The following is a 19,145-nucleotide window of genomic DNA, read 5'->3' on the forward strand; positions in this document are numbered from 1 at the left end:
GTGATGGTCGCGTTACGTCTCTTTCTGCCTGACAGTTGGACAAGCGACGTGTCTCGTTTGAAGCGCGCTCGCGTGCCAGTCGAACACCGAACGCCACGGTCCAAGCCGGAAATTGCCTTGGCCGAGATTGACCGCGCGACGGCAGCCAACGTGCGCTTTGGATGTGTGCTGGCGGATGCAGGATACGGACTTAGCGCACCATTTCGACAAGGGCTAACAGAGCGCGGGCTGGCCTGGGCTGTCGGCATCCCTCGGCACCTGAAGGTGTATCCGGTCGATGTGAAGCTCGTTTGGCCGATTACCAAGGTCCGCGGGAAACCACGAAAGCACCACGTGCCCGATGTCTTATCGATTGCGGCAGAACAAATGCTGGCCAGCGCCAAATGGAAAGCCGTGAGCTGGCGCAGCGGGACGAAAGGTCGGCTGAAAGCCCGATTTGCTGCTCTCCGTGTCCGCACCGCCGACGGCCCTCCTCAGCGGATTTGGGATAAGGGTCAGCAGCATCTCCCGGGCGACGAAGCTTGGCTCATTGGCGAGCAACGTGCCTCAGGGGAGAAGAAATACTATCTTGCCAATCTCCCTGCGGCGACGGATCTGCGCACACTAGCTGCCACCATCAAGGCAAGATGGATTTGTGAGCAGGCGCATCAGCAGTTGAAGGAGGAGCTCGGACTTGATCACTTCGAGGGGCGATCATGGCAGGGTCTTCATCGCCACGCCCTGATGACAATGATTGCCTACGCCTTCCTGCAGCATCGTCGCCTCGCACACGCGGGGCGGAAAAAAAAGAATCAACGGACCTCCGCCTCAGCCAACCATGCCCGCCGTACGTCACGCCATCGTCGATCTCATCCTTCGGCCGCCGTCTCAGCGGTGCCCATACTGCCGAAAACAAATCCTTGAAAAACAGTGGCGCAAATAGCTTCTGCCAAAGTAGTGCTAGTCCTCTTTGCAAATCCCGAGCTCAATATCGAGCCATCCCAACGCATTGACCATTGCACGATCGTCGCGGTTGATGACGACCGTCGTCGTCTCGGCCTCGATGATCGCTGGGCCCTCCAGCACATGGCCTGGACGCAATTTTTCCAGCGCGTAGACCGGAACCTCACACCAAGTGCCAAAGAAGGCCTGCCGTTTGCTTGCAGGCGGCGCGCTTGGCTCGGTCGCCGGCGTCGGCGTGTTGACTCCCTCACTTCGAGGAACCGCACCAACAGCAGCGACCCGCGCATTGACGAACACGACTTCCTGATCGCGGGAGGCGTAGGTGTAAAGTTCCTCATGGCGACGATGAAAGCGCTCTTCGACCTCAGCGACCAGCGCTGGCGCGGTGAGGTTGACGTCGCTGAGCGGTACGTCGACCTCGAACACCTGCTCTCCATACCGCATTTCGGCGGAGCGTTCGGTCACGACCGGCCCATCAAACCAGCTGCGCAACCGCTTGGCAGCTTGCTCCTCCAGATCAGCGAAAATCTCGCGAATGTCTGAGGCGGTCGTACGGGTGCCTGCCTCAAAATGAGTGCGGCTCACCTCGTAACGCAGGTCGCTGGTCAGCATACCCCAGGCCGACAGCACCGAGGCGGCCGTAGGCACTATGATCCGCTTGATGTCGAGCTCGCGCGCTACCTCGGCAGCGTGCAGACCTGCGGCGCCACCGAAGCTTAGGAGCGCGAACTTCCGCGGATCGACGCCACGCCGCAAGGTCATCAGCCGGATGCCGTCGGCCATTTTGAGATTGACCAGTCGATAGATTCCGGCAGCGGCCTCGATGCGTGTCACACCGAGCGTAGCTGCGAGGCGATCGATTGCCGCCTCCGCCGCGGCCCGATCGAGTGGACGCCGTCCGCCCATGAATGCCGCCGCATCGAGATAACCCAACAAGATATTTGCATCGGTCACGGTCGGCTCTGTACCGCCGTTGCCATAAGAGGCTGGGCCCGGCATCGCGCCGGCACTTTCGGGCCCGACGCGAATGATGCCGCCGGCATCAACACTGGCGATAGAGCCCCCGCCCGCCGCGATGCTGGCGATGTCCAGACTGCGCAGCGCGATGCGCTGGTCCGCCAACCCGCCGTCAGCCGACAGCGTCGCGCGTCTGTCCGCGATCAAGGAGATATCGGTGCTCGTTCCGCCCATGTCGAAGGGCACCAGATCCGGCAGCGCCAGCAGCTCCGCACAGCGGCGGGAACCGGAGATGCCGCCCGCAGGCCCCGACAGCACGGTCGCCGCCGCGAGACGCCCCGCCTCCTCGACCGGCGCCATGCCGCCATGGGAGAGAATGATGAACAAGCTCCCCGCGAACCCCGCCTCGGCCAAGCGCCGCTCGAGCCGCGTCAGATAGTGCCGCACGGCAGGACCGACATAGGCATTCACAATCGTGGTGGAGACGCGCTCGTACTCTTTGATCTGTGGCAACACGTCACTGGAGCGCGACACACTCACTCCGGGCAGCTCGCGTGCAAGCCGCTCTGCTGCCGCGATCTCATGGGACGGATTACGATAAGCATGCAGGAAGCAGATCGCGACCGAAGTGGCGCCAGAGGCGCGGATCAACTCGATGGCCTCGCCGAGCGAACCATCGTCGAGCGGCAGGAGCACGTCGCCGTTCGGCCGCAGCCGCTCGCGAACGCCGAAGCGCAGTTCGCGCGGCACCAGCGGCTCCGGCGGCGGGGTCCGTAGATCGTACCGATTGCCCTTCAATCCCTCACGCATCTCAATGACGTCACGGTGTCCCTGCGTGGTCAGCAGCGCGACTTTCGCGCCTTTGCGTTCGAGCAGCGCGTTCGTCGCGACCGTGGTGCCATGCACCAGCCGCTGCGTCGCCACCAACATATCGGCGCGCGGCATGTCGAGGCGCTGCGCGAGCTCGTTGAGCCCGTTCATCACGCCGATCGACTGGTCCTGCGGCGTGGAAGGAGATTTCGCGAACACGGTACGTCCGGTCGCGTCGATCGCGACCAGATCGGTGAACGTGCCGCCAACATCAATGCCAATCGTCAACATCTTTACTAAACCACTTCTGTCGTTGCGTCTGGAGTTACGAGACCCTGCTCCTCATCGCGCTGACGGGCCTGCTGCGTGCGTCGCTCGGGTGGGCCCCATCCTCCGCCACCGGCGGAGCGCACTTCGAGGCAATCTCCCGGGTGGATTTCAATTCCGACCTCTTTGGTTCGCAGCACGCGCGGCGGCCGACCGGCCGACACCAGGCGGTAGTGATGCGGCGCCAAGTCCTTGCCGCCCAGCATGCCGCACGCGCCATGCCGGGCACCATCACCTGCGGTGTTGCCAAGCGCCGGCTTCTCGGTTTCGAAGACGAGATCGAGGTTTACGCCCAGACCGCCTCGGAATTGACCATCGCCGCCGGAATTGGGCCGATATTCATGATGACGGAAGTGAAGGGGGAAGCGCGCCTCCGCAACCTCGATGCTGCCGAACTTGAGGCCACCGACCGTGTGCCATTCGCCGATCGACGACCAGCCATCACCGCGAGAAGAAGCGCCACCGCCAGGGCGCGCCTGAAACATATGCCAGATGAAGCCGCGCCCGTCGCGAGGATCCTCGCCCTGCACCGCGATGCGGAAGCGTCGGCTCCAGCCACCCATGGCTCGATCCGGACAAGATCCTGACAACGCCTTGACCACCGCCTCCACGATCTCGTTGGATGGATGGCTGGTACACAGCGTCACTGGCCGACCGGGATCCGCCCATACAATCGTGCCCTGCTTGGCAACGACGGTGAGCGGCCGCAGCGCGCCAGCGTTCTTGGGAATTTCGGCGTCGATCAGATAGGCAAAGGCCATCACGACTGCTGCATGCATGTTGGCGTGCGACGAATTGACAAAGCTCGTGCTCTGCGGGTCTGACCCCGACAGATCGACCTCGATCTGGTCGCCTGACTTCGTAACCTTGGCCGCGATCCGGATGTCGCTGCGGCCGTGACCGTCGTCATCAAGGAAGGCTTCACCGTAGAACACGCCATCCTTCCAGGTCGAGACCACCGCGCGCGTCTGCTGTTCGGCGGCATCGAGGATGGATTCGATCGCGGCTCCGACCACTGGCGCGCCAAATTCGGCGAACAGCCGCCCCATCCGCCGCTCGCCCATGTGCGCCGCTCCAATCATGGCGGCAAGATCACCGCGGAAATCGTGAGCGTTGCGCACATTCAGTGCCAACATGTCTAGAATGTCCTCGCGCAGCCGGCCAGCCTCGTAGAGCTTGATTGGCGGGATGCGCAGCCCCTCCTGCCAGATTTCGGTAGCGGCGGGGTTGTAGGCGCCATGCGTTGCGCCGCCGATATCGCTCTGGTGCGCGCGTACGATACTCCAGAACAGCCGTCGGCCGCCGTCAAAGACCGGCACGAATGCGGTCAGGTCGGGCAAATGGCTGCCGCCGTGATAGGGATCATTCATCAGGATGACGTCGCCGGGCGCGACACCCTTGAAGCGCTCCTCCACCGCCCGCGTCGCCCAGGGCAGCGCGCCGACATGGACCGGAATGTGGTCGGCCTGGGCGATCAGGCGGGACTGGACGTCGCAGATCGCTAACGAGAAGTCTCGGCTCGAGTTGAGGATTTGGGAATAGGATGTGCGAAGCATCGCCTCGCCCATTTCCGCAACGATCGAGGTCAACCGATGCTGAACGACGGACCGCGTAATGGGATCAACCTTGTGGGCCATTCTCGCACCTGTTTCAGACAAATAGTGTTTCGCGGCGTGATGACCCTAATGGCCCCACGCGAGACTTACCAACTTCAAGACTCATGGGCGCGTCAGGTTTGTGACGCAACCTGCGCCAGAGCATCCGAGGCCGCGCGGACGATGCTCTCGATATCTGCGTCCGTCATCGGCAGCGACAGCGCCATCAACCCGTAGCCGGCGGCGAGAATGCCGCGGTTGAGAAACGCGAGATTGAACACACCTTGTCGTTTGGTCTCGCCTTCGGTCATGTACGCCGAGCGATAGTCGCGGATCGGGCGCTCGGCGAAGTGCAATTTCAAGAGCGATCCAAGACCGACCGCGCTGCCCGGTACGCCATGGCGACGGAATGCGTCGTTGATGCCCTTTCGTACCGCCTCGCCGATCGCATCCAGCCGTGCGAATGCGCTCTGATCCAAGAGCTCCATAGCTGCCAGCCCGGCCCGCATCGTGATCGGGTTGGCCGAGAACGTACCGCCATGAGGTAACGCCGGCTTGCCATGGCGCGGATCGAAGACGGCCATGACCTCCTTCTTGCCGGCGATTGCGCCGACCGGAAACCCGCCGCCGATGATCTTGCCAAGCGTGGTGAGATCAGGATCAATGTCCCATATTCCCTGGGCGCCGTGATAGCCGAGACGGAAGGATATCACCTCATCGAAGACCAGCAGCGCACCGACCTCGCGCGTCGCTTGACGCAGCGCTTCGAGATAGGCCTTGTCGGCGGGTATGAGGCCTGCGCGGTTCGGCATCGGATCGACCAGCACACAGGCGAGATCGCGACCATGCTCCCGGATCAGGCTGACGGCGCCATCGATATCGTTGAAGGGAATCGTTACGACGTCGGCCAGCACCTTGTCCGGTGTACCTTTGGCATAGGCAACTGAGACTGGCGCGTTGCTGCCCCAGTCTGCCGGCTTCGGATCGAGACTGACCTCGGCATAATCGTAGGAACCGTGGTAGGCGCCCTCGCACTTGGCGATCTTCGGGCGCCCAGTAAACGCACGCGCCGCTTTCAGCGCCATCATCACGGCTTCCGTGCCGGAGTTGGCAAACCGGACCTGGTCGACTGACGGCAGCCGCGCGGCAAGTAGCTCGGCAAGGTCGATCTCTGACTCCGTCGGCATTCCGAAGGCAGAACCGAGCGCGAACTGCCGCGTCGCCGACTGGATCAGCGCCGGATGGGCGTGACCATGAATCAGCGAGGTGAAATTGTTGATGCAATCGATCAGTTCATTGCCGTCAACATCCCAAACCCGGCACCCCGCTCCACGCGCGGCGTAGATCGGATAAGGCTTCATGAACACCGTGGTGCGGGTGTTGCCGCCCGGTAGGCTTGTCAGAGCGCGATCATAGAGTGCTTTCGACTTTGAAGTCATGTCAGGATACATCTTCTTGTTTCCTCGTCCGAAAGATTAGCGTCCGAGATAAGCTTCGCGGACCCGCGTGTTCTGCTTGAGGTCATCGGCGGTACCCTGAAGAGCGATGCGGCCCGTTTCCAGCACATAAGCTCGGTCTGCCACCGACAATGCCAGGACCGTATTCTGCTCCACGACCAAAATCGTGAGCCCACTGTCAGCGATCTGTCTGACGCGTTCGTAGACCTCTTCTGCCAAACGAGGTGCGAGCCCAAGCGAAGGCTCGTCGAGCAGGAGCAAACGCGGCCGGGCCATCAGCGCCCGCCCGATTGCCAGCATCTGCTGCTCACCTCCAGACAGAGACCAGCCGAGCTGCCGGCGACGCTCCTTCAGGCGTGGAAAAAGGTCGAACGCCCGTGCGAGATCGTCGCCAATCGGCTGGCGCCAGCGCCGCCAATTCACCGTGGCAAGCGTGAGGTTCTCCTCCACAGTCAGGCCGGGAAAGATCCGCCGTCCTTCGGGCGCCTGGGAGATGCCGAGCTCGACGCGGCGGTCGCTGGCGAGCCGCGCCACCGACGTGCCTTCGAATACGATGTCGCCCGACCTGACCGGATTCAGGCCCGAGATCGCGTGCAGCAGCGTGGTCTTGCCAGCTCCGTTGGCACCAATAAGGGCGACCGTCTCGCCCCGGCCCACCTCCAGCGTCACGCCCTGCAGCGCGACGATGTCGCCATAGGCGACCGTCAGATCGTTACACGCCAGCATGACGATAACCTTCGCCGAGATAGGCCGACAGCACTGCGGGATCGCTCTGGATCTCAGATGGCGTGCCCTCGGCGATCTTGCAGCCGAAGTTCAGCACCATGATCCGCTCCGCTAGGCGCATCACCATCCCCATGTTGTGTTCGATCAGAACGATGGCGATCCGGTGCTTACCCCTCAATTCCGTGAGCCGGTCGACCAGCTGATCAACCTCGGCGGAATTGAGTCCGGCGGCAGGCTCGTCGAGCAGCAGCACGCGGGGCTCGCAGGCGAGCGCCCGGCACATCTCGACCATGCGCCGGTGACCATAGGATAGGGATTCGATCGGTGCTTGCGCGTCCGCCGCAAGCCCCATCTGATCGAGCACTGCCATGGCCCGCTCGCGCAGGTCCAACTCGCTGCGGCCACTTTGGATGGCCGCGCCGGTCATGACGTTTTCGAGCACGCTCAATCTCGCGAACGGACGGCCGTGCTGAAAGGTGCGCCCGAGGCCGCCGCGAACCCGCTTGTGCGTAGCGGCGCGCGTCATGTCCCATCCGTCGAGCAACACTCTGCCCCCATCAGGCAAAACAAGTCCGGTAAGGACGTTGAGCAGCGTCGATTTGCCGGCGCCGTTTGGGCCGATGACAGCGACGAATTCGCCCTCCCCGACCGACAGGTCGACGTCCGAGAGTGCGGCAAGCCCGCCGTAGCGCTTGGCGACTTCTGTGGCCTGCAGCAGGCTCATTGGCGCGCCTCCCTTGAGGCACCGACCAACGCCAACGTCTTTATACGCCCGTCGCGGCTGAAGCTGGCCGGCCGGCGAATCCCAGCAAGGCCTGAAGGTAAGAAGATGAGAATGGCAAGGACAAAAAGACCAAAGAACGCGAGATAGGCGGAGCCGAGGAAGCGCAGCCATTCCGGTAGAAAAGTCACGAGCAGCGCGCCCAGAATGGCGCCCACGATCGATCCTTCGCCGCCGACCACCAGCATCGCGAGGTAAGTGATGGAGTGCGCATAATTGAAATCTTCAGGCGAAATGAAGCGCATGTGGCAGGCGAACAGGCCTCCGGCCACGGCCGCATAGACTGACGAAAGGAGGAAGGCGGCGAGCTTGGCCCTGGGGACGTCGATGCCCGTCATGGACGAGGCCGTCTCGTCATCGCGTACCGCGATCATCGCCCGCCCATGGCGTGAGGCATGAATGAGCGCGGCCACAGTGGCGGAAGCCGCCAACACCACCAGAGCGAACCACAGGTAGCTGCGCTCATTGCCCAGTGCGTGGCCGGCAATTTGCAGCTCGGGAATGCGAGAGATGCCGTTGGTACCACCGGTCACCTCGATCCAGTTGGCGGCGACAATGGAGAAGCAGACGTTGAACCCGAGCGTTGCCAGCGCGAGATAGTGGCCTTTCAGCCGCAGGAGCGGAACGCCGATCAACATGGCTAAGAGCGCCGTGCCGGCAACCGCGGCGGGCAGCGCTAGCCATGGTGACCACGCCAACAGCGTGGTCAGCAGCGCAACGCCGTAGGCGCCCGCCCCGACGAAAGCCGCATGACCGAGCGAGATCAACCCGGCATAACCGAAGGCAAAGTTAAGCCCGATGACGGCGATTGCCGAAATCACGGCAAGATTGAGCAGCCGAAGGTGGTAGTCGGCCAACATCATCGACAGGCCGAGACCTGCGATCAAAATGAAGGCGCCGAGCAGGAGCGGAAAGCGTATCGACATCGATCAGCCCCGGTCCTGAATGCGTTCGCCGAACACACCCTGCGGGCGCACCAGCAGGAACAAGATCATGATTCCGAAGGAGATCAGGTCCTTGTAAGCGGAGGAGATGTAGGATGCGCCCAGAACTTCGCTGAGGCCAACGAACAGGCCGCCGACAATAGCCCCCGAAGCCGCCAATGATTGTGGCTGCGAACGCCTTGAGCGCGATGGGATCCCCCATGCTGGTGTCTGCGAACCACATCGGTCCGAGCATCAAGCCGGCGACGCCTGCGAGCAGTGCAGCGAGGATCCAAGATAGCGCAAGCAGACGATTGACCTTAAGGCCCATCAGCCGGGCAGCTTTGATATCCTGCGCCACGGCGCGCATCCCGATGCCGAGTGAGGTGCGGAAGAACAGGAGCCACAGCAGCGCAACCATCAAAGCCGTGACAATCACCACAGCAACCGCATGGGCAGAAATCGTTGCGCCTGCAATTATGAAATTCACTCCTTCTACCGGCGACGGCAGTCGGAACGGCCAAGAGCCGAACGCTAGCAGCGCCGCGTTCTGCATGGTAATGCCGATCGCGACCGTACCAATGATGATTGTCACCACCGGACTGGTGCGCAGCGGCAGGTATAGCACCGCAAAAAACAGAACTCCGAACAGTGCCATCGCAAGCAGGGCAGCGCCGTAGCCCACTGGCCAGGGCAATTGTGCATTGAGTAGCATGGCGACGCCTGCGAAAGTGCCGAACATCACGAACTGCCCGGCAGCGAAATTCACCACGCCTGTCGCGGAGTAGACGATAACGAAGCCGATCGCGGCGAGCGCATAGACGCTGCCGATAGCCAGTCCGTTGATGAGCAGTTGGATGAGATCCGTCATGTCGTCCTGATCTTCTTGCAGGCCGGTCTGTCAGCGCCCAGCCATTTTGGGGCAGAGATCCTGCATCGCTGGATGGTCCGAGCGCGGAACGCGAGCGTCGCCAGTCGGCGGGTCAGTTCAGCTTGATGGCCTGAACCAACTCCAGCGATTTGGTCCCGACTTTGGACTTCACCACAGCCAGATCGAAGACGCCGTTGCCCTTGGCATCGTAGGAATAGAAATGACCGATGCCCTGCCAGCCTTTCACGGCTGCGAACCAGTCCCGTAGTGCTTTGGGATCGGTACCGACCTTGCGCAGGCCCTCAGCTGCCAACATCGCACCATCGTAATAGGCGAGCCCGTAGGGATCCGGGTCGGTGCCGAATTTCGCTTTGAAGCGCTCGACGAAATCCTGCATGCGCCCGCCAACCGATGGATCGATGAAGGTGTCGACAACGCCCCAGACACCGTCGAGATCGGCTGCCGACAGGAGTTGTAGTGCCGCCGGCACCAATGCTGCCGAAGATGTGACCAGCGGCATCTTGAGGCCGAGCATCTTCGCCTGACGAAGCACGAGCGCACCGTCCTGCGGGTAGTTGAAGATGAGAAGGACGTCGATGCCTTTGCCGCGTAGACCGAGCAGTTGCGCCGAAAAATCCTTGTCGTTCTGACCATAGGCGCCCGTGCCCACCACGCTCACGCCGGCGGCCTCGAAACGCTCGGCAGCAGTCTGGGCGCCGCCTTGGCCAAAGTCGTTCTGGATGTAGAGAATGCCGGGTTTTTTGGCCTTCAGCACATTGAGCGCACACTGCACCATGCCTTCGGCCGAGACGCTGTCGGCCGGCCGCACGCGGAACATCCATTCGTCGCCACCTTCGGCCACGACATCTGCCCCACCAGCATAGAAGGCCGGCACCTGCACCTTCTTCAGCTCCGGCGCCACCGCCAGATTCTGTGTTGAATAGCTCGACAGGAAGAACAGCGACGGCTTGGTTTCCTGTGCGAGCTTGACGAACGCATTCACCGCCGTGCTGTTGGAGGCCTGCGTGTCCTCGAAAACGATCTTGAGGCTGCGCCCGTTAATTCCGCCGGCCTTGTTGATGTCCTCTTCGGCCATCATCAGGGAGTTGTGATACTGCTTGCCGGTGAGCGACAGCGGTCCGGTCATCGGCACCGTGGCGCCCACGATGATCGGACTTCCCTGCTCGGCGCGTGCGGCTGCCACCCACGGCATCGCGGTTGCCGCAAGTAACGCTTTCAGAAACTCCTGCCTCGTCATCTTCATGATGTGCCTCGTGACGCTTCCCCGAGGGGCAGCACCACGGCGGCTGCTCCCTGCAATCGCTATTGACTTTCGTTCCGTTTTCCGGAACATTATTCCGGTATTGCGTAAAACTAGTCTGCTCGGGCTCGCCGAGTCAAGCGGCGGGAGAGGCGCGTGCATGGATAAAGTTTTCACGCGAGGAGGATTAGAGTGGCAAAATTCGATGAAGCAGTGGGCCCGCTCGACCGATACATGCAGGTTCTGGAGCTCGTGGCGACCTTCCCTGGGGTTCTGACTTTGGCAGACGTTTCCTCGCTGCTTGATCTTCCGAAGACATCTGCACACCGCCTGCTCAAGGGTCTGGTGCGAGCGGGACTTGCGAAGGACAGTGTCGGTGGCCGGGCCTATCAGTTGGGCGACCGCTTGCTGCGCCTCTTGCATGCAACCGCTGACGACGGATGGATCGCCGCACTGGCGCGGGCACATTTACAGGAGCTCACGGACGCCACCTCCGAGACCTGCTATTTGACACGCCTCATCGGCGCGCGCGTTGTCGTTGCGATTTCCATCTCACCGGACGTGCGCTGGCGAAGCTACGTGCAGCCCGGAATCGAGATGCCGGTGCACGCAGCCGCAACGGCCAAGGCGATCATCGCTTATCAAAGCAAGGCCGTATTGGCCGAAGCGACGTCGGGCGACCTGCCCCTCCTCACGGCCAACACACGCAATGACCGGAAGTGGATCGAACAGGAGCTCGCCACGGTCAGGAGCCGAGGCCATGCGACGTGCATCGGCGAAATCGACGAGGGCCTGGCCGCAATTGCGGTTCCGATTTTCCTGTCCGACCGCCGCGTGTTTTATGCTCTGGGAATGACGGGGCCGTTGCAGCGGATTATGAACGAGCAGCTTCCGGATCGTTTGACGGCGCTGCGCAACGTGGCCGACGTGTTGGGAAAATCGCTCTCCATAGGCGAGAAGCTAAAATCAAAGGATGTCGCTGCGAAATGATCGCGCGCGAGCATCGCATTTCTCGCCGCATCAATGCGCGCTGATCGGCGCTGATAGTTTGCCCCTTACGGGAAAGACCTACGAACCGATACAGATGCCGAGGTGACCCTCGCCGAGATGGTAAGAGGGTACGAAACTGACCTAAGACTCGCTGCCCATGATAAACTTGACTCCCACATCAAATCGCTTCTTGCCGCCGCGCATCCGGTGACCGGGAAGCTGTGGTTATCCCCTGCGATAGGGTGTTTCCGGCAGGCTCAAAATGTGGGTCAAGGCGACCTCCTATCATAAGCGTGCTGCGCAGATGTAGGAGGCTTTCCTCTGCCTTCAAGTCAATGGAGCGATGACCTGTGGGCGCGCATAGGTCAGCCGATCGTCGCAATAAAGGCGGTCTTCGTTGCACGCGTACCGCGTCCAGATAGCGGCCGCCCTCCATCAGGATCATCGCCTCGCGCGCGTTGCGGACGGCCTCGACCGCATTGCGCCACTCCTCCAATCCCTCGCGCACGTCGATGAGATCGCACAGCGGTGCCGCCTGGATGTTCGCTGCCTTCAATTCGTTCCGCAGCGCTTCCGCTTCGTCGCTCAAGACCGCACGATCGATTGTCTCCGACTTCGCGCGCCGACTCAGTTCCTCCCTCTTCTGGCGCACCTCTCCCTCGCGGCGGGCGGCTTCGGCCCTTGCACGCAGGAGCTCGCGCATCGCCGTCGCACCGACCTCGTCGACGATCCGCTGCAGGAGTCGGAGTAATCCGTCGCGCTGTCGCACTCGACGACGTCTCGTCCGCCACTTCGGCTCCATCGTCCTTCCGAAATGACAGCGCGATCCACGTAAGCGACGTCTTACGCATGACCCTCGGTTTCTGGTTCTCGTCGTGTTGTACGACCCCGAGACAATATTCGCGAAGGGATGCGCGTCGGGCCGGTTCTGCCTCACCGCGGCGGCGTTATGTACTCCCAGCTGCGGCGACCGTGGCTGGCGCCGTTCGCCGATCCAGCACGATGTCCAGACGGTCGTCCTTGCGCCGGCTTAGGGCGGTGTCGCTCATGCTCGCTCCATCCGTCGCATCGGGCGACGGCGTTGCGTCGGATCGGACCGACGGCAGCGCGCGCACGCCGCCGCCTCCCGCGCGTTCAGGCCGGCGCACGCTGGCCTCCCCCCGCAGCGTCGCTGCGGTAGCGGCTGGTCGAAGTCTGGTAGTACTGCGCGCGGATGGCCGCCATGGCCTCGATCAACGGTCCCCACGGCGCGGGAAAGCGTTCTTCCGCCATCACCCGGTGCAGCATGCGCGTATGGCCGGCCAGCTCGTCGTTGAGGAACTCCACCACAGGCATAGCCGGATAGCGCTGCAGCAGCAGGATCGCCGCGTTGTCGGCCTCGCCGGCCGACCTGTCCTTGTCGAGTCCATGCAGATCGTTCTGCAGGCGCCCTATCGCGGAGATGAGCCGCAGGACCCGGCGAAACGCCGGACGCGCGCGCAAGGTCGCCATGTCCAGCCCCCACAGCAACGACAGGCAACAGAACACGTTCGCGTAGGCGATCGAATCGATGCCGTTGTGCAGGTACTCGGCGTAGGACCAGCGTTCCGCCCCTGCCGCCTGCGCGTGTCCGGCGCGCAGCGCCGCGCAGTAGCACCGGGTATCGTCGAGAAGCTGAGCATAGTCGCGACGATCGTAGGCGAGCGCGGCCAGCGAAGCGCGCAGCACAGCGCAGCCCTCGAATCCGGGGAGCGCGCACGGCACGCCCTGCCCCAGCGCCTGCTCCACCGCGGCGAGCTGCTCCGGCGCGATCAGGCCAAGGTCGTTGCAATCGTCGAGCCAGAACAGCAGCGCCAGTTCGCGATAGAACGCCACGATCAGCGTTTCGTCCTGCGGATCGCGGCCGGTGCGGGCGCTGGTGTCGCGCAGGCTCGGGTGGATGCGCTGCAGGATGTACTGGCCGCCCCTGACCGCTTCCACGGCATGCTCGTCGGCGAACCCGGTCAGGGAACGCCCCCACTCCAGCACCTGCTGCAGCGCGCGTTCAGTCTGGATCATGGCGCCGCTCCTGCTCCCTCGGCCAGGACGCGCCGCCCCCAACGAAGCGCCAGCCACAACCCGGCGAGTTCGGTCACGCGCACGACCCGGGTGGGGCAATACAGTTCCTTGCCGATCCACAGCGGCGTCTGCGGCAATGCATGCGCCGCATGGCGGGCGAGCATCCACTCCAGCGCATGCGCCACCGCCTGCGCGATGCGCCGGCGCCCTGTCGGCTCTTCGCTGCCGTCCATCACGTGCAACGCGAACAGCGCATAGGCAGTTTCCTCGAATGTGGACGCGCAACCGGCACCCCAGCCGCCGTCGTCGCGCTGCGCCTGCAGCAACGCCGCCAGCGCGCGCTCGTCGCGCCACTGGGGCTTGCCTTGCGCCAGCGCAGCGACCGCATGCGCGGTGGGATACAGCCACGAAACGTGCCATTTTTCGTTGTCCCATAGACCGTGCGGGTTGCGCTTGGCCTCGACGTAGGCGCTGGTGCCGGCGGCAGGCTTTCCCAACAGTCGCAACGCGTGCAGGGCATGGATGTTGGTCGACACCGAGGCATTGCGCTCGCCGGGGAAGGTGACGAACAGCTCGCCGATTTCGAAATGGCGCAACGCATCGACCGCCGGGTCGCGGCCTGCAAGGCGCAGGATGCACAACGCAACGGCGGTGTCGTCCGCATCGGCCGCGAAGTGCAAGGCTGGGCCCAGACCGCGCACGCCCAGGCGGGCGTCGAGCTGCGCGACGATCACGCGCACCGCCTCGGCGAGCGCGGGATGCGCGAACAGCCCGGCCAGATGCAGGGTGTACAGCGACCAGCATGGCTCGAACACATTGATCGGCCAGACGTTGGGAACGACACCTTCGATGCCGCTGCGCGTCGCCCGCGATGCCGCCTGCAGATACGCGTCGGCGCGCCCGACCTGCGGCGTGCTCCCCTGTGTCACGGCGTGCGCACGCCACGCGGCGGTGGCCGCCGGACTGATGCCGATGCTGCCGTCGTCATCCGGGCATGCGGTGGTCGGCGACGTCCCCCAGGCTTCCCAGGAGTGCAGCAACGGATGGCCGCTCGGCAACGTCGCCACCGCCCCCAGCTTGACCAGGCACGCTTGCCGCAACGGCAACAGTGTCGGGTGGCGCGGAAACGCCACGCCGCCCAGCAAGGATGCGGCCTCGCCGCAAAACTGCGGCAGGATCAGCTCCGCGCCGATCGGCGCGTCTTCCGGCACCGCCTGCGCGTAGGGATCGGGCTGGCGCTGGAGGAACCGGGTTGCAGCCTGGACTGCGTCGGCAGCGCCGGGAAGAGGATCGGCACGCTCCAATGCCAGCAACGCCGCCCACGTGGGCGGATGGCGGAACAGCGGGAAGTCCGCGCTTCCCCATCCGCCATCGGCCTGTTGCTGCGCGATGAGCCACGCGTATGCGTCCTGCCGACCGGTGACGTTGCCGTGGAACTGCAGAGCTCGCGCCGTGTCGTAGACGGACGGACCGACGCTGCCGCCATCGCTCATCTCACTCAGCAGGTGGCGCAATTCGGAGAGGATCTGTTCGGACAGCGCGTTCACGCGGGATGTTCCTTCTGCAGACGGTTGACGAGAACCGGATCGGGCAGACGCCGCGCACGTCGCCGCAGGCCCGTCGCGGCCCGGCGCATGGGCAGCGCCGGACGGCCGCCCTGCTCCGGCGCGGCGACGCGCCCCGATGCTGGCGCCGGTCCGCCGCATAGGCTTGCGCGCCGCGTGCGCCGCGACCGTGCTGGGCAACCGCTGCGATCGGCGCCGCGGACTCGGACACAGTGCAGCATGCACCGCTGCCGCCGCCCGATCGCAGCGGCACAGGGGCGACTCCATGCGGACGGGCGCTCATGCGCATGGCGCGTGCTTGAACAGATACGCGTTGGCCCGCTGCAGGATCTGCGCCAACCGTTCCGCACGCGGCCCCAGCGGGGCGAGGGCCTCCCCGGCGTCGCGCAACAGATCCAGCGCGAACTGGCGCGCTGCCTGCAGCCCCATGATCGACGCGCAGGTCGGCTTCTGCGCTGCCGCGTCCTTGCCGGGGGTCTTGCCCAGCGTCGCGGTATCCGCTGTCGCGTCGAGAATGTCGTCGACCACCTGCAACGCCAGGCCGAAACAGGCGCTGTAGCGATCGAGCGCACAGTACAGCGCAGCCTGCGCGGCATCGTCCGCGATGGCGCATAGCGCGCCCATGCGAACGGACGCGCGCACTAGCGCTCCGCTCTTCATCCGGTGCATCGCCACGATCCTGTCCAGCTCGACGTACTTTCCAACCAGCGACAGATCCATGGCCTGCCCGCCTGCGGCACCCTCGGCGGACACCGCCTGCGCCAGTTCGCGCACGAGCGCGATACGGTTGTCGCCCGGCGCATCCAGGCTCGCCAAGGTCAGGAAGGCGTGCGCCTGCAGCGCATCGCCGACCAGGATCGCAGTGGCTTCGCCGAACTTGACATGCACGGTCGGAAGGCCGCGGCGAAGCACGTCGTCGTCCATCGCGGGCAGGTCGTCGTGGACCAGGGTACAGGCGTGCATCATCTCGATGGCGGCGCCGACGTCGTCGAGCATGTGCGCCGGCGTGTCGGCCAGTGCGCCGGCAGCCAGACAGAGCAAGGCGCGGGTGCGCTTCCCGCCGTGCAAGGTGGCGTAGCGCATCGCCGCCATCAGCTCGGTCTCACCGTCGTCTTCGGCGCAGAGAAGACGCGCCAGCGCCTGTTCGACCCGCTTTGCGCCGTCCTGCATCCAGATCTCCGAAAGCAGCCTGCCGGATGCGCCGCGCGCCTGCGCGCCCAATCCGCCGAGCGCGGAAACGCCAGTCCGGTCGTCGTGTAGCGTGGAGCCGGTCTGCATGTTGTTCATGTCCTTGTACCTGACAGCAGACGGCCACGGCGAGCGGCGAGCCGCCGCGGTGTTACCTGCGTCGCACCGAGCGCGCGCGCCGAGCGCAGCAATGCCGCGCGTCGCCGGCGCCGCTGCCTCGCCATACGGGCATGCGATGCCAGCTCATGAGAATCCGATGCGGATTGTCATGGACGGATGTGCGGTCGGGTAATAGCGCCGGCCTTCTTCGACGCCGCTCAGCAACCGCGGCCGCACCCCGGCCTTGTGCATGGTCAGCGCCAAGGCGATGCAGAACTGCACTAGTTCCAGCCATACCAGGTGGTAGCCGATGCAGACGTGTGGGCCGGTACCGAACTGCAGCATGTCCACCGGACGGATCGGCTCCGTGCGTTGCAGCCACCGCGCCAGGCGGAACTGATCGGGCGCCTCGTGCAGCAGCGCCGAGGTCGAGAAATGCAGCAGCGGGATGCACAGATGGGTGCCCGCGGGAATGCGCCGTTGGCCGAGTTGCAATTCCTGCAGCGCGCGACGCGGCAGGAGCGTGGTCGCCGGATGCACGCGCAGCGTCTCGCGGAACAGCGCCTCGGCGACCGGACACTGCGCCAGGTCCGCGTGCCGGGTCGGCACCGCGCCCACGCGTTGCGCCTCCTCGACCAGGGCGTCCCACAGCACAGGCTGCCGCGCCAGCTCGATCACCATCCAGGCCATCGTCGATGCGGTGGTGTCGTGACCGGCAAGCAGCAACAAGCGGATATTGGCGACCAGGACGTCATCGGAGAGCGCATCGTCGCTGCGATCGAAGGCGCTCACCATGTCGTTGATAAACCCTGTGCGCGCGGCATGCGCGCGCGCGTCGCGGACGAACTGGCGCAACTGCGCGTCGATCCAGTCGCGGGCGGCGCGGCCGCGCCGCAAGGGCAGTCCGGGCAGGTCGACTGGGGGCGCGACGATCAACTGCAGCAGTTGCCGGTACTTGCGATGCCATCCCGGCAGGTCCTGCGCGGGGATCCCCATGAGGCTGAAGATGAGCTTGAGCATCAGGTCGCCGGTTTCGCGCAGGATGGTTACGTGGCCGCGGTCGCGCCACGCCTGCACCCGCGCCCGGATGACAGGCGCGAACAGGTCGCCGATGCCGGCCTGGGTCAGCCCCTTGGGCAGGAACGCCGCCTTGATCGCATCGCGCGCCTGCCGGTGCGCGCCGCCGTCCTGGGCGACCAACGTTCCGCCAAGCAATTCGGGCGCGATCTCTTCGATCAGCGTCGAGGACACGTCCTTGTGCCGGAGCAGTGCGAACGCATCCGGATCCACGCAGGTCATCAGGTGTCCGGCAGGGCCGAAATCCAGCCAGAAGTGGCTGCCCAGTGTCCGTTCCGCGCGCTGCAGCAGGCGCGGCAGGTCGCAGACGATGGCGGGAAGATGCCCGACCAGGGGGAAAGCGCCGGGCACGACCGGGATGTCGCACCGCAGTCGGTGCCGACGGTCCAGCGGGTTGAGCAGCATGTCCATCAGCAGCGCGGCGCCGCGGTGTCGCCGGCAGGCCGCGCGGCGCGGCTGTTGCCACCGTCGGCATACGTCGGCACATGCGCCAGCATGCCGCCATCGATGCACACGACCTGGCCGGTGATGAACGCCGCATCGTCGGAGAGCAGGAACGCCACCAGCGCGGCCACGTCCTCGGGGCGGCCGACGCGCGGCAGGAGCTGGTGCCGGCGCAGATGCCCTTGCATGCACTCATCCAGCTTGGCGAGGAGACGCTCGGTCATGATGAGACCCGGCGCAACCGCGTTGCAGCGGATCTGCGCATGACCGTACTGGGTGGCGAGCGAGGCCGACAGCATGTTCATCGCCGCCTTCGACGCGGCGTAGGATGTCTGCGCGGTGTCACCGCTGAGCCCCTGGCACGACGACATGTTGACGATCGCGCCACCGCCGCGAGCGATCATCCGTGCGATGGCGTGTCGGCAGCAGAGCAGCGTGCCGCGCAGATTGGTCGCCATGGTCTGATCCCAGACCGCCAGATCCAGGTCGAGGATCGCGCGGTCGCACGGGGTCAGATGCATGGCGCTCGCATTGTTAACCAGCAGGTCGACCCCACCGAAGTGCCGCTCCGCCGTCTCGAACAGCGCTGCCACCGCCTGCGCATCGGCGATGTCCATGGCCAGGGCCAGCGCGTGGCCCGCTTCGGCCGCGATCTGCGCTGTGCAGGCGATGGCCGCCGAGCCATCAATGTCGGCCACCACCACTCTGCCGCCCTCGCGCGCGATGGCGAGGGCGCATGCCTTGCCGATGCCGGCGCCGGCGCCGGTCACCACGGCCACCTTGCCTTCAAACCGTCCCATCGTGTCCGCCTGGATTGCGTTGGTCTTTCGCGGCATGCCGCTCGGCCACTGCCGGAGAAGGCGCAGGGTCGGCGCTGGCGCGCTCGTCATCGCCAGCGTCGCTTTCGATGAGCCGAATGGCGGCGACCGGACACTGGCTGGCCGCGAGCCGCACGGCGGCGTGCAGCGCCTGCGGGACCGTCGCCACGCACACTTCGGCCACGCCGTCCGGTTCGCGCTGGCGAAAGGTGCCCGGCAGCGTCAGCACGCACTGCCCGGTGGTTCCGCACAGATCATGGTCGACCACGACGCGCAT

General features: G+C 64.7%; 17 protein-coding genes and 1 pseudogene. 2 read left to right on the forward strand and 16 right to left on the reverse strand.

The window, feature by feature from the left end; translation table 11 throughout:
* On the forward strand, window positions 1-903 hold a 903-nt coding region (locus AYJ54_RS01685; RefSeq protein ID WP_063696119.1), incomplete at its 5' end, for an IS701 family transposase.
* 36 nt (window positions 904-939) lie between these two features.
* Here AYJ54_RS01685 and AYJ54_RS01690 read toward each other — a convergent pair.
* The 8 genes from AYJ54_RS01690 to AYJ54_RS01725 all read right to left on the reverse strand — a co-directional run bounded on the left by AYJ54_RS01690 (window position 940) and on the right by AYJ54_RS01725 (window position 10,653).
* A complete protein-coding gene (locus AYJ54_RS01690; RefSeq protein WP_063678706.1) occupies window positions 940-3,000 on the reverse strand; it encodes a hydantoinase/oxoprolinase family protein in 2,061 nt (686 codons plus the stop codon).
* Between the two features lie 5 nt (window positions 3,001-3,005).
* Window positions 3,006-4,673, reverse strand: a complete 1,668-nt coding sequence (locus AYJ54_RS01695) for a hydantoinase B/oxoprolinase family protein (RefSeq protein ID WP_063696154.1) — start codon at window positions 4,671-4,673, stop codon at window positions 3,006-3,008.
* Between the two features lie 92 nt (window positions 4,674-4,765).
* Complete coding sequence (locus AYJ54_RS01700; protein ID WP_063696155.1) at window positions 4,766-6,082, reverse strand: aspartate aminotransferase family protein; 1,317 nt, start codon at window positions 6,080-6,082, stop codon at window positions 4,766-4,768.
* 24 nt (window positions 6,083-6,106) lie between these two features.
* Window positions 6,107-6,814: an ABC transporter ATP-binding protein gene (locus AYJ54_RS01705; RefSeq protein WP_063696156.1), complete on the reverse strand. Its 708-nt coding sequence runs from the start codon at window positions 6,812-6,814 to the stop codon at window positions 6,107-6,109.
* Window positions 6,801-7,538 (reverse strand): ABC transporter ATP-binding protein, encoded by a 738-nt coding sequence (locus tag AYJ54_RS01710; RefSeq protein ID WP_063678709.1) that lies wholly within the window; start codon window positions 7,536-7,538, stop codon window positions 6,801-6,803. Before AYJ54_RS01710 ends, AYJ54_RS01705 begins: the two co-directional genes overlap by 14 nt.
* Window positions 7,535-8,455, reverse strand: a complete 921-nt coding sequence (locus AYJ54_RS01715) for a branched-chain amino acid ABC transporter permease (RefSeq protein ID WP_161491792.1) — start codon at window positions 8,453-8,455, stop codon at window positions 7,535-7,537. Before AYJ54_RS01715 ends, AYJ54_RS01710 begins: the two co-directional genes overlap by 4 nt.
* Window positions 8,385-9,389, reverse strand: a complete 1,005-nt coding sequence (locus AYJ54_RS01720; protein ID WP_082905425.1) for a branched-chain amino acid ABC transporter permease — start codon at window positions 9,387-9,389, stop codon at window positions 8,385-8,387. The genes AYJ54_RS01715 and AYJ54_RS01720 overlap by 71 nt, the downstream gene beginning before the upstream one ends.
* 112 nt (window positions 9,390-9,501) lie before the next feature.
* Window positions 9,502-10,653: an ABC transporter substrate-binding protein gene (locus AYJ54_RS01725; RefSeq protein ID WP_063678711.1), complete on the reverse strand. Its 1,152-nt coding sequence runs from the start codon at window positions 10,651-10,653 to the stop codon at window positions 9,502-9,504.
* A 189-nt stretch (window positions 10,654-10,842) separates the two neighbouring features.
* Between AYJ54_RS01725 and AYJ54_RS01730 the strand changes: the two genes are divergently transcribed.
* Window positions 10,843-11,640: an IclR family transcriptional regulator gene (locus AYJ54_RS01730; RefSeq protein ID WP_136623365.1), complete on the forward strand. Its 798-nt coding sequence runs from the start codon at window positions 10,843-10,845 to the stop codon at window positions 11,638-11,640.
* Window positions 11,641-11,818: 178 nt separating this feature from the next.
* On the opposite strand, the gene AYJ54_RS01735 is transcribed toward AYJ54_RS01730, so the two are convergent.
* The 8 genes and pseudogenes from AYJ54_RS01735 to AYJ54_RS01765 form a co-directional block, all read right to left on the reverse strand.
* Complete coding sequence (locus AYJ54_RS01735; RefSeq protein ID WP_063678713.1) at window positions 11,819-12,409, reverse strand: hypothetical protein; 591 nt, start codon at window positions 12,407-12,409, stop codon at window positions 11,819-11,821.
* Between the two features lie 179 nt (window positions 12,410-12,588).
* Window positions 12,589-12,746 (reverse strand): annotated as a pseudogene (locus AYJ54_RS51860) (type 2 isopentenyl-diphosphate Delta-isomerase); the annotation flags it as partial.
* Window positions 12,747-12,774: 28 nt separating this feature from the next.
* Window positions 12,775-13,677 (reverse strand): terpene synthase family protein, encoded by a 903-nt coding sequence (locus AYJ54_RS01740; protein WP_063678714.1) that lies wholly within the window; start codon window positions 13,675-13,677, stop codon window positions 12,775-12,777.
* Window positions 13,674-15,224 (reverse strand): hypothetical protein, encoded by a 1,551-nt coding sequence (locus tag AYJ54_RS01745; RefSeq protein WP_063678715.1) that lies wholly within the window; start codon window positions 15,222-15,224, stop codon window positions 13,674-13,676. Before AYJ54_RS01745 ends, AYJ54_RS01740 begins: the two co-directional genes overlap by 4 nt.
* A gap of 297 nt (window positions 15,225-15,521) precedes the next feature.
* Window positions 15,522-16,520, reverse strand: coding sequence for a polyprenyl synthetase family protein (locus AYJ54_RS01750; protein ID WP_063696167.1), 999 nt, complete (start codon window positions 16,518-16,520; stop codon window positions 15,522-15,524).
* Between the two features lie 153 nt (window positions 16,521-16,673).
* On the reverse strand, window positions 16,674-18,017 hold the full coding sequence (locus AYJ54_RS01755; RefSeq protein WP_063678716.1) for a cytochrome P450: 1,344 nt from the start codon (window positions 18,015-18,017) through the stop codon (window positions 16,674-16,676).
* Window positions 18,017-18,850 carry an SDR family oxidoreductase gene (locus AYJ54_RS01760; protein ID WP_063696159.1) on the reverse strand — a complete coding sequence of 278 codons (834 nt, stop codon included), beginning with the start codon at window positions 18,848-18,850 and terminating at the stop codon, window positions 18,017-18,019. Before AYJ54_RS01760 ends, AYJ54_RS01755 begins: the two co-directional genes overlap by 1 nt.
* Window positions 18,837-19,145 (reverse strand): ferredoxin, encoded by a 309-nt coding sequence (locus tag AYJ54_RS01765; RefSeq protein WP_027554676.1) that lies wholly within the window; start codon window positions 19,143-19,145, stop codon window positions 18,837-18,839. The genes AYJ54_RS01760 and AYJ54_RS01765 overlap by 14 nt, the downstream gene beginning before the upstream one ends.

Origin of the sequence: Bradyrhizobium centrolobii, assembly GCF_001641635.1 — a bacterium.
In the GTDB taxonomy this organism is placed as follows: Bacteria; Pseudomonadota; Alphaproteobacteria; order Rhizobiales; family Xanthobacteraceae; genus Bradyrhizobium; species Bradyrhizobium centrolobii.

Bases quoted from the DNA above. Each gene is read 5' to 3' on its own strand.
- AYJ54_RS01720 (WP_082905425.1), bottom strand. From the start codon at position 9,389: ATGACGGATCTCATCCAACTGCTCATCAACGGACTGGCTATCGGCAGC.
- AYJ54_RS01700 (WP_063696155.1), bottom strand. From the start codon at position 6,082: ATGTATCCTGACATGACTTCAAAGTCGAAAGCACTCTATGATCGCGCT.
- AYJ54_RS01750 (WP_063696167.1), bottom strand. From the start codon at position 16,520: ATGCAGACCGGCTCCACGCTACACGACGACCGGACTGGCGTTTCCGCG.
- AYJ54_RS01695 (WP_063696154.1), bottom strand. From the start codon at position 4,673: ATGGCCCACAAGGTTGATCCCATTACGCGGTCCGTCGTTCAGCATCGG.
- AYJ54_RS01725 (WP_063678711.1), bottom strand. From the start codon at position 10,653: ATGAAGATGACGAGGCAGGAGTTTCTGAAAGCGTTACTTGCGGCAACC.
- AYJ54_RS01740 (WP_063678714.1), bottom strand. From the start codon at position 13,677: ATGATCCAGACTGAACGCGCGCTGCAGCAGGTGCTGGAGTGGGGGCGT.
- AYJ54_RS01755 (WP_063678716.1), bottom strand. From the start codon at position 18,017: ATGGACATGCTGCTCAACCCGCTGGACCGTCGGCACCGACTGCGGTGC.
- AYJ54_RS01765 (WP_027554676.1), bottom strand. From the start codon at position 19,145: ATGCGCGTCGTGGTCGACCATGATCTGTGCGGAACCACCGGGCAGTGC.
- AYJ54_RS01760 (WP_063696159.1), bottom strand. From the start codon at position 18,850: ATGGGACGGTTTGAAGGCAAGGTGGCCGTGGTGACCGGCGCCGGCGCC.
- AYJ54_RS01690 (WP_063678706.1), bottom strand. From the start codon at position 3,000: ATGTTGACGATTGGCATTGATGTTGGCGGCACGTTCACCGATCTGGTC.
- AYJ54_RS01710 (WP_063678709.1), bottom strand. From the start codon at position 7,538: ATGAGCCTGCTGCAGGCCACAGAAGTCGCCAAGCGCTACGGCGGGCTT.
- AYJ54_RS01715 (WP_161491792.1), bottom strand. From the start codon at position 8,455: ATGTTGGCCGACTACCACCTTCGGCTGCTCAATCTTGCCGTGATTTCG.
- AYJ54_RS01705 (WP_063696156.1), bottom strand. From the start codon at position 6,814: ATGCTGGCGTGTAACGATCTGACGGTCGCCTATGGCGACATCGTCGCG.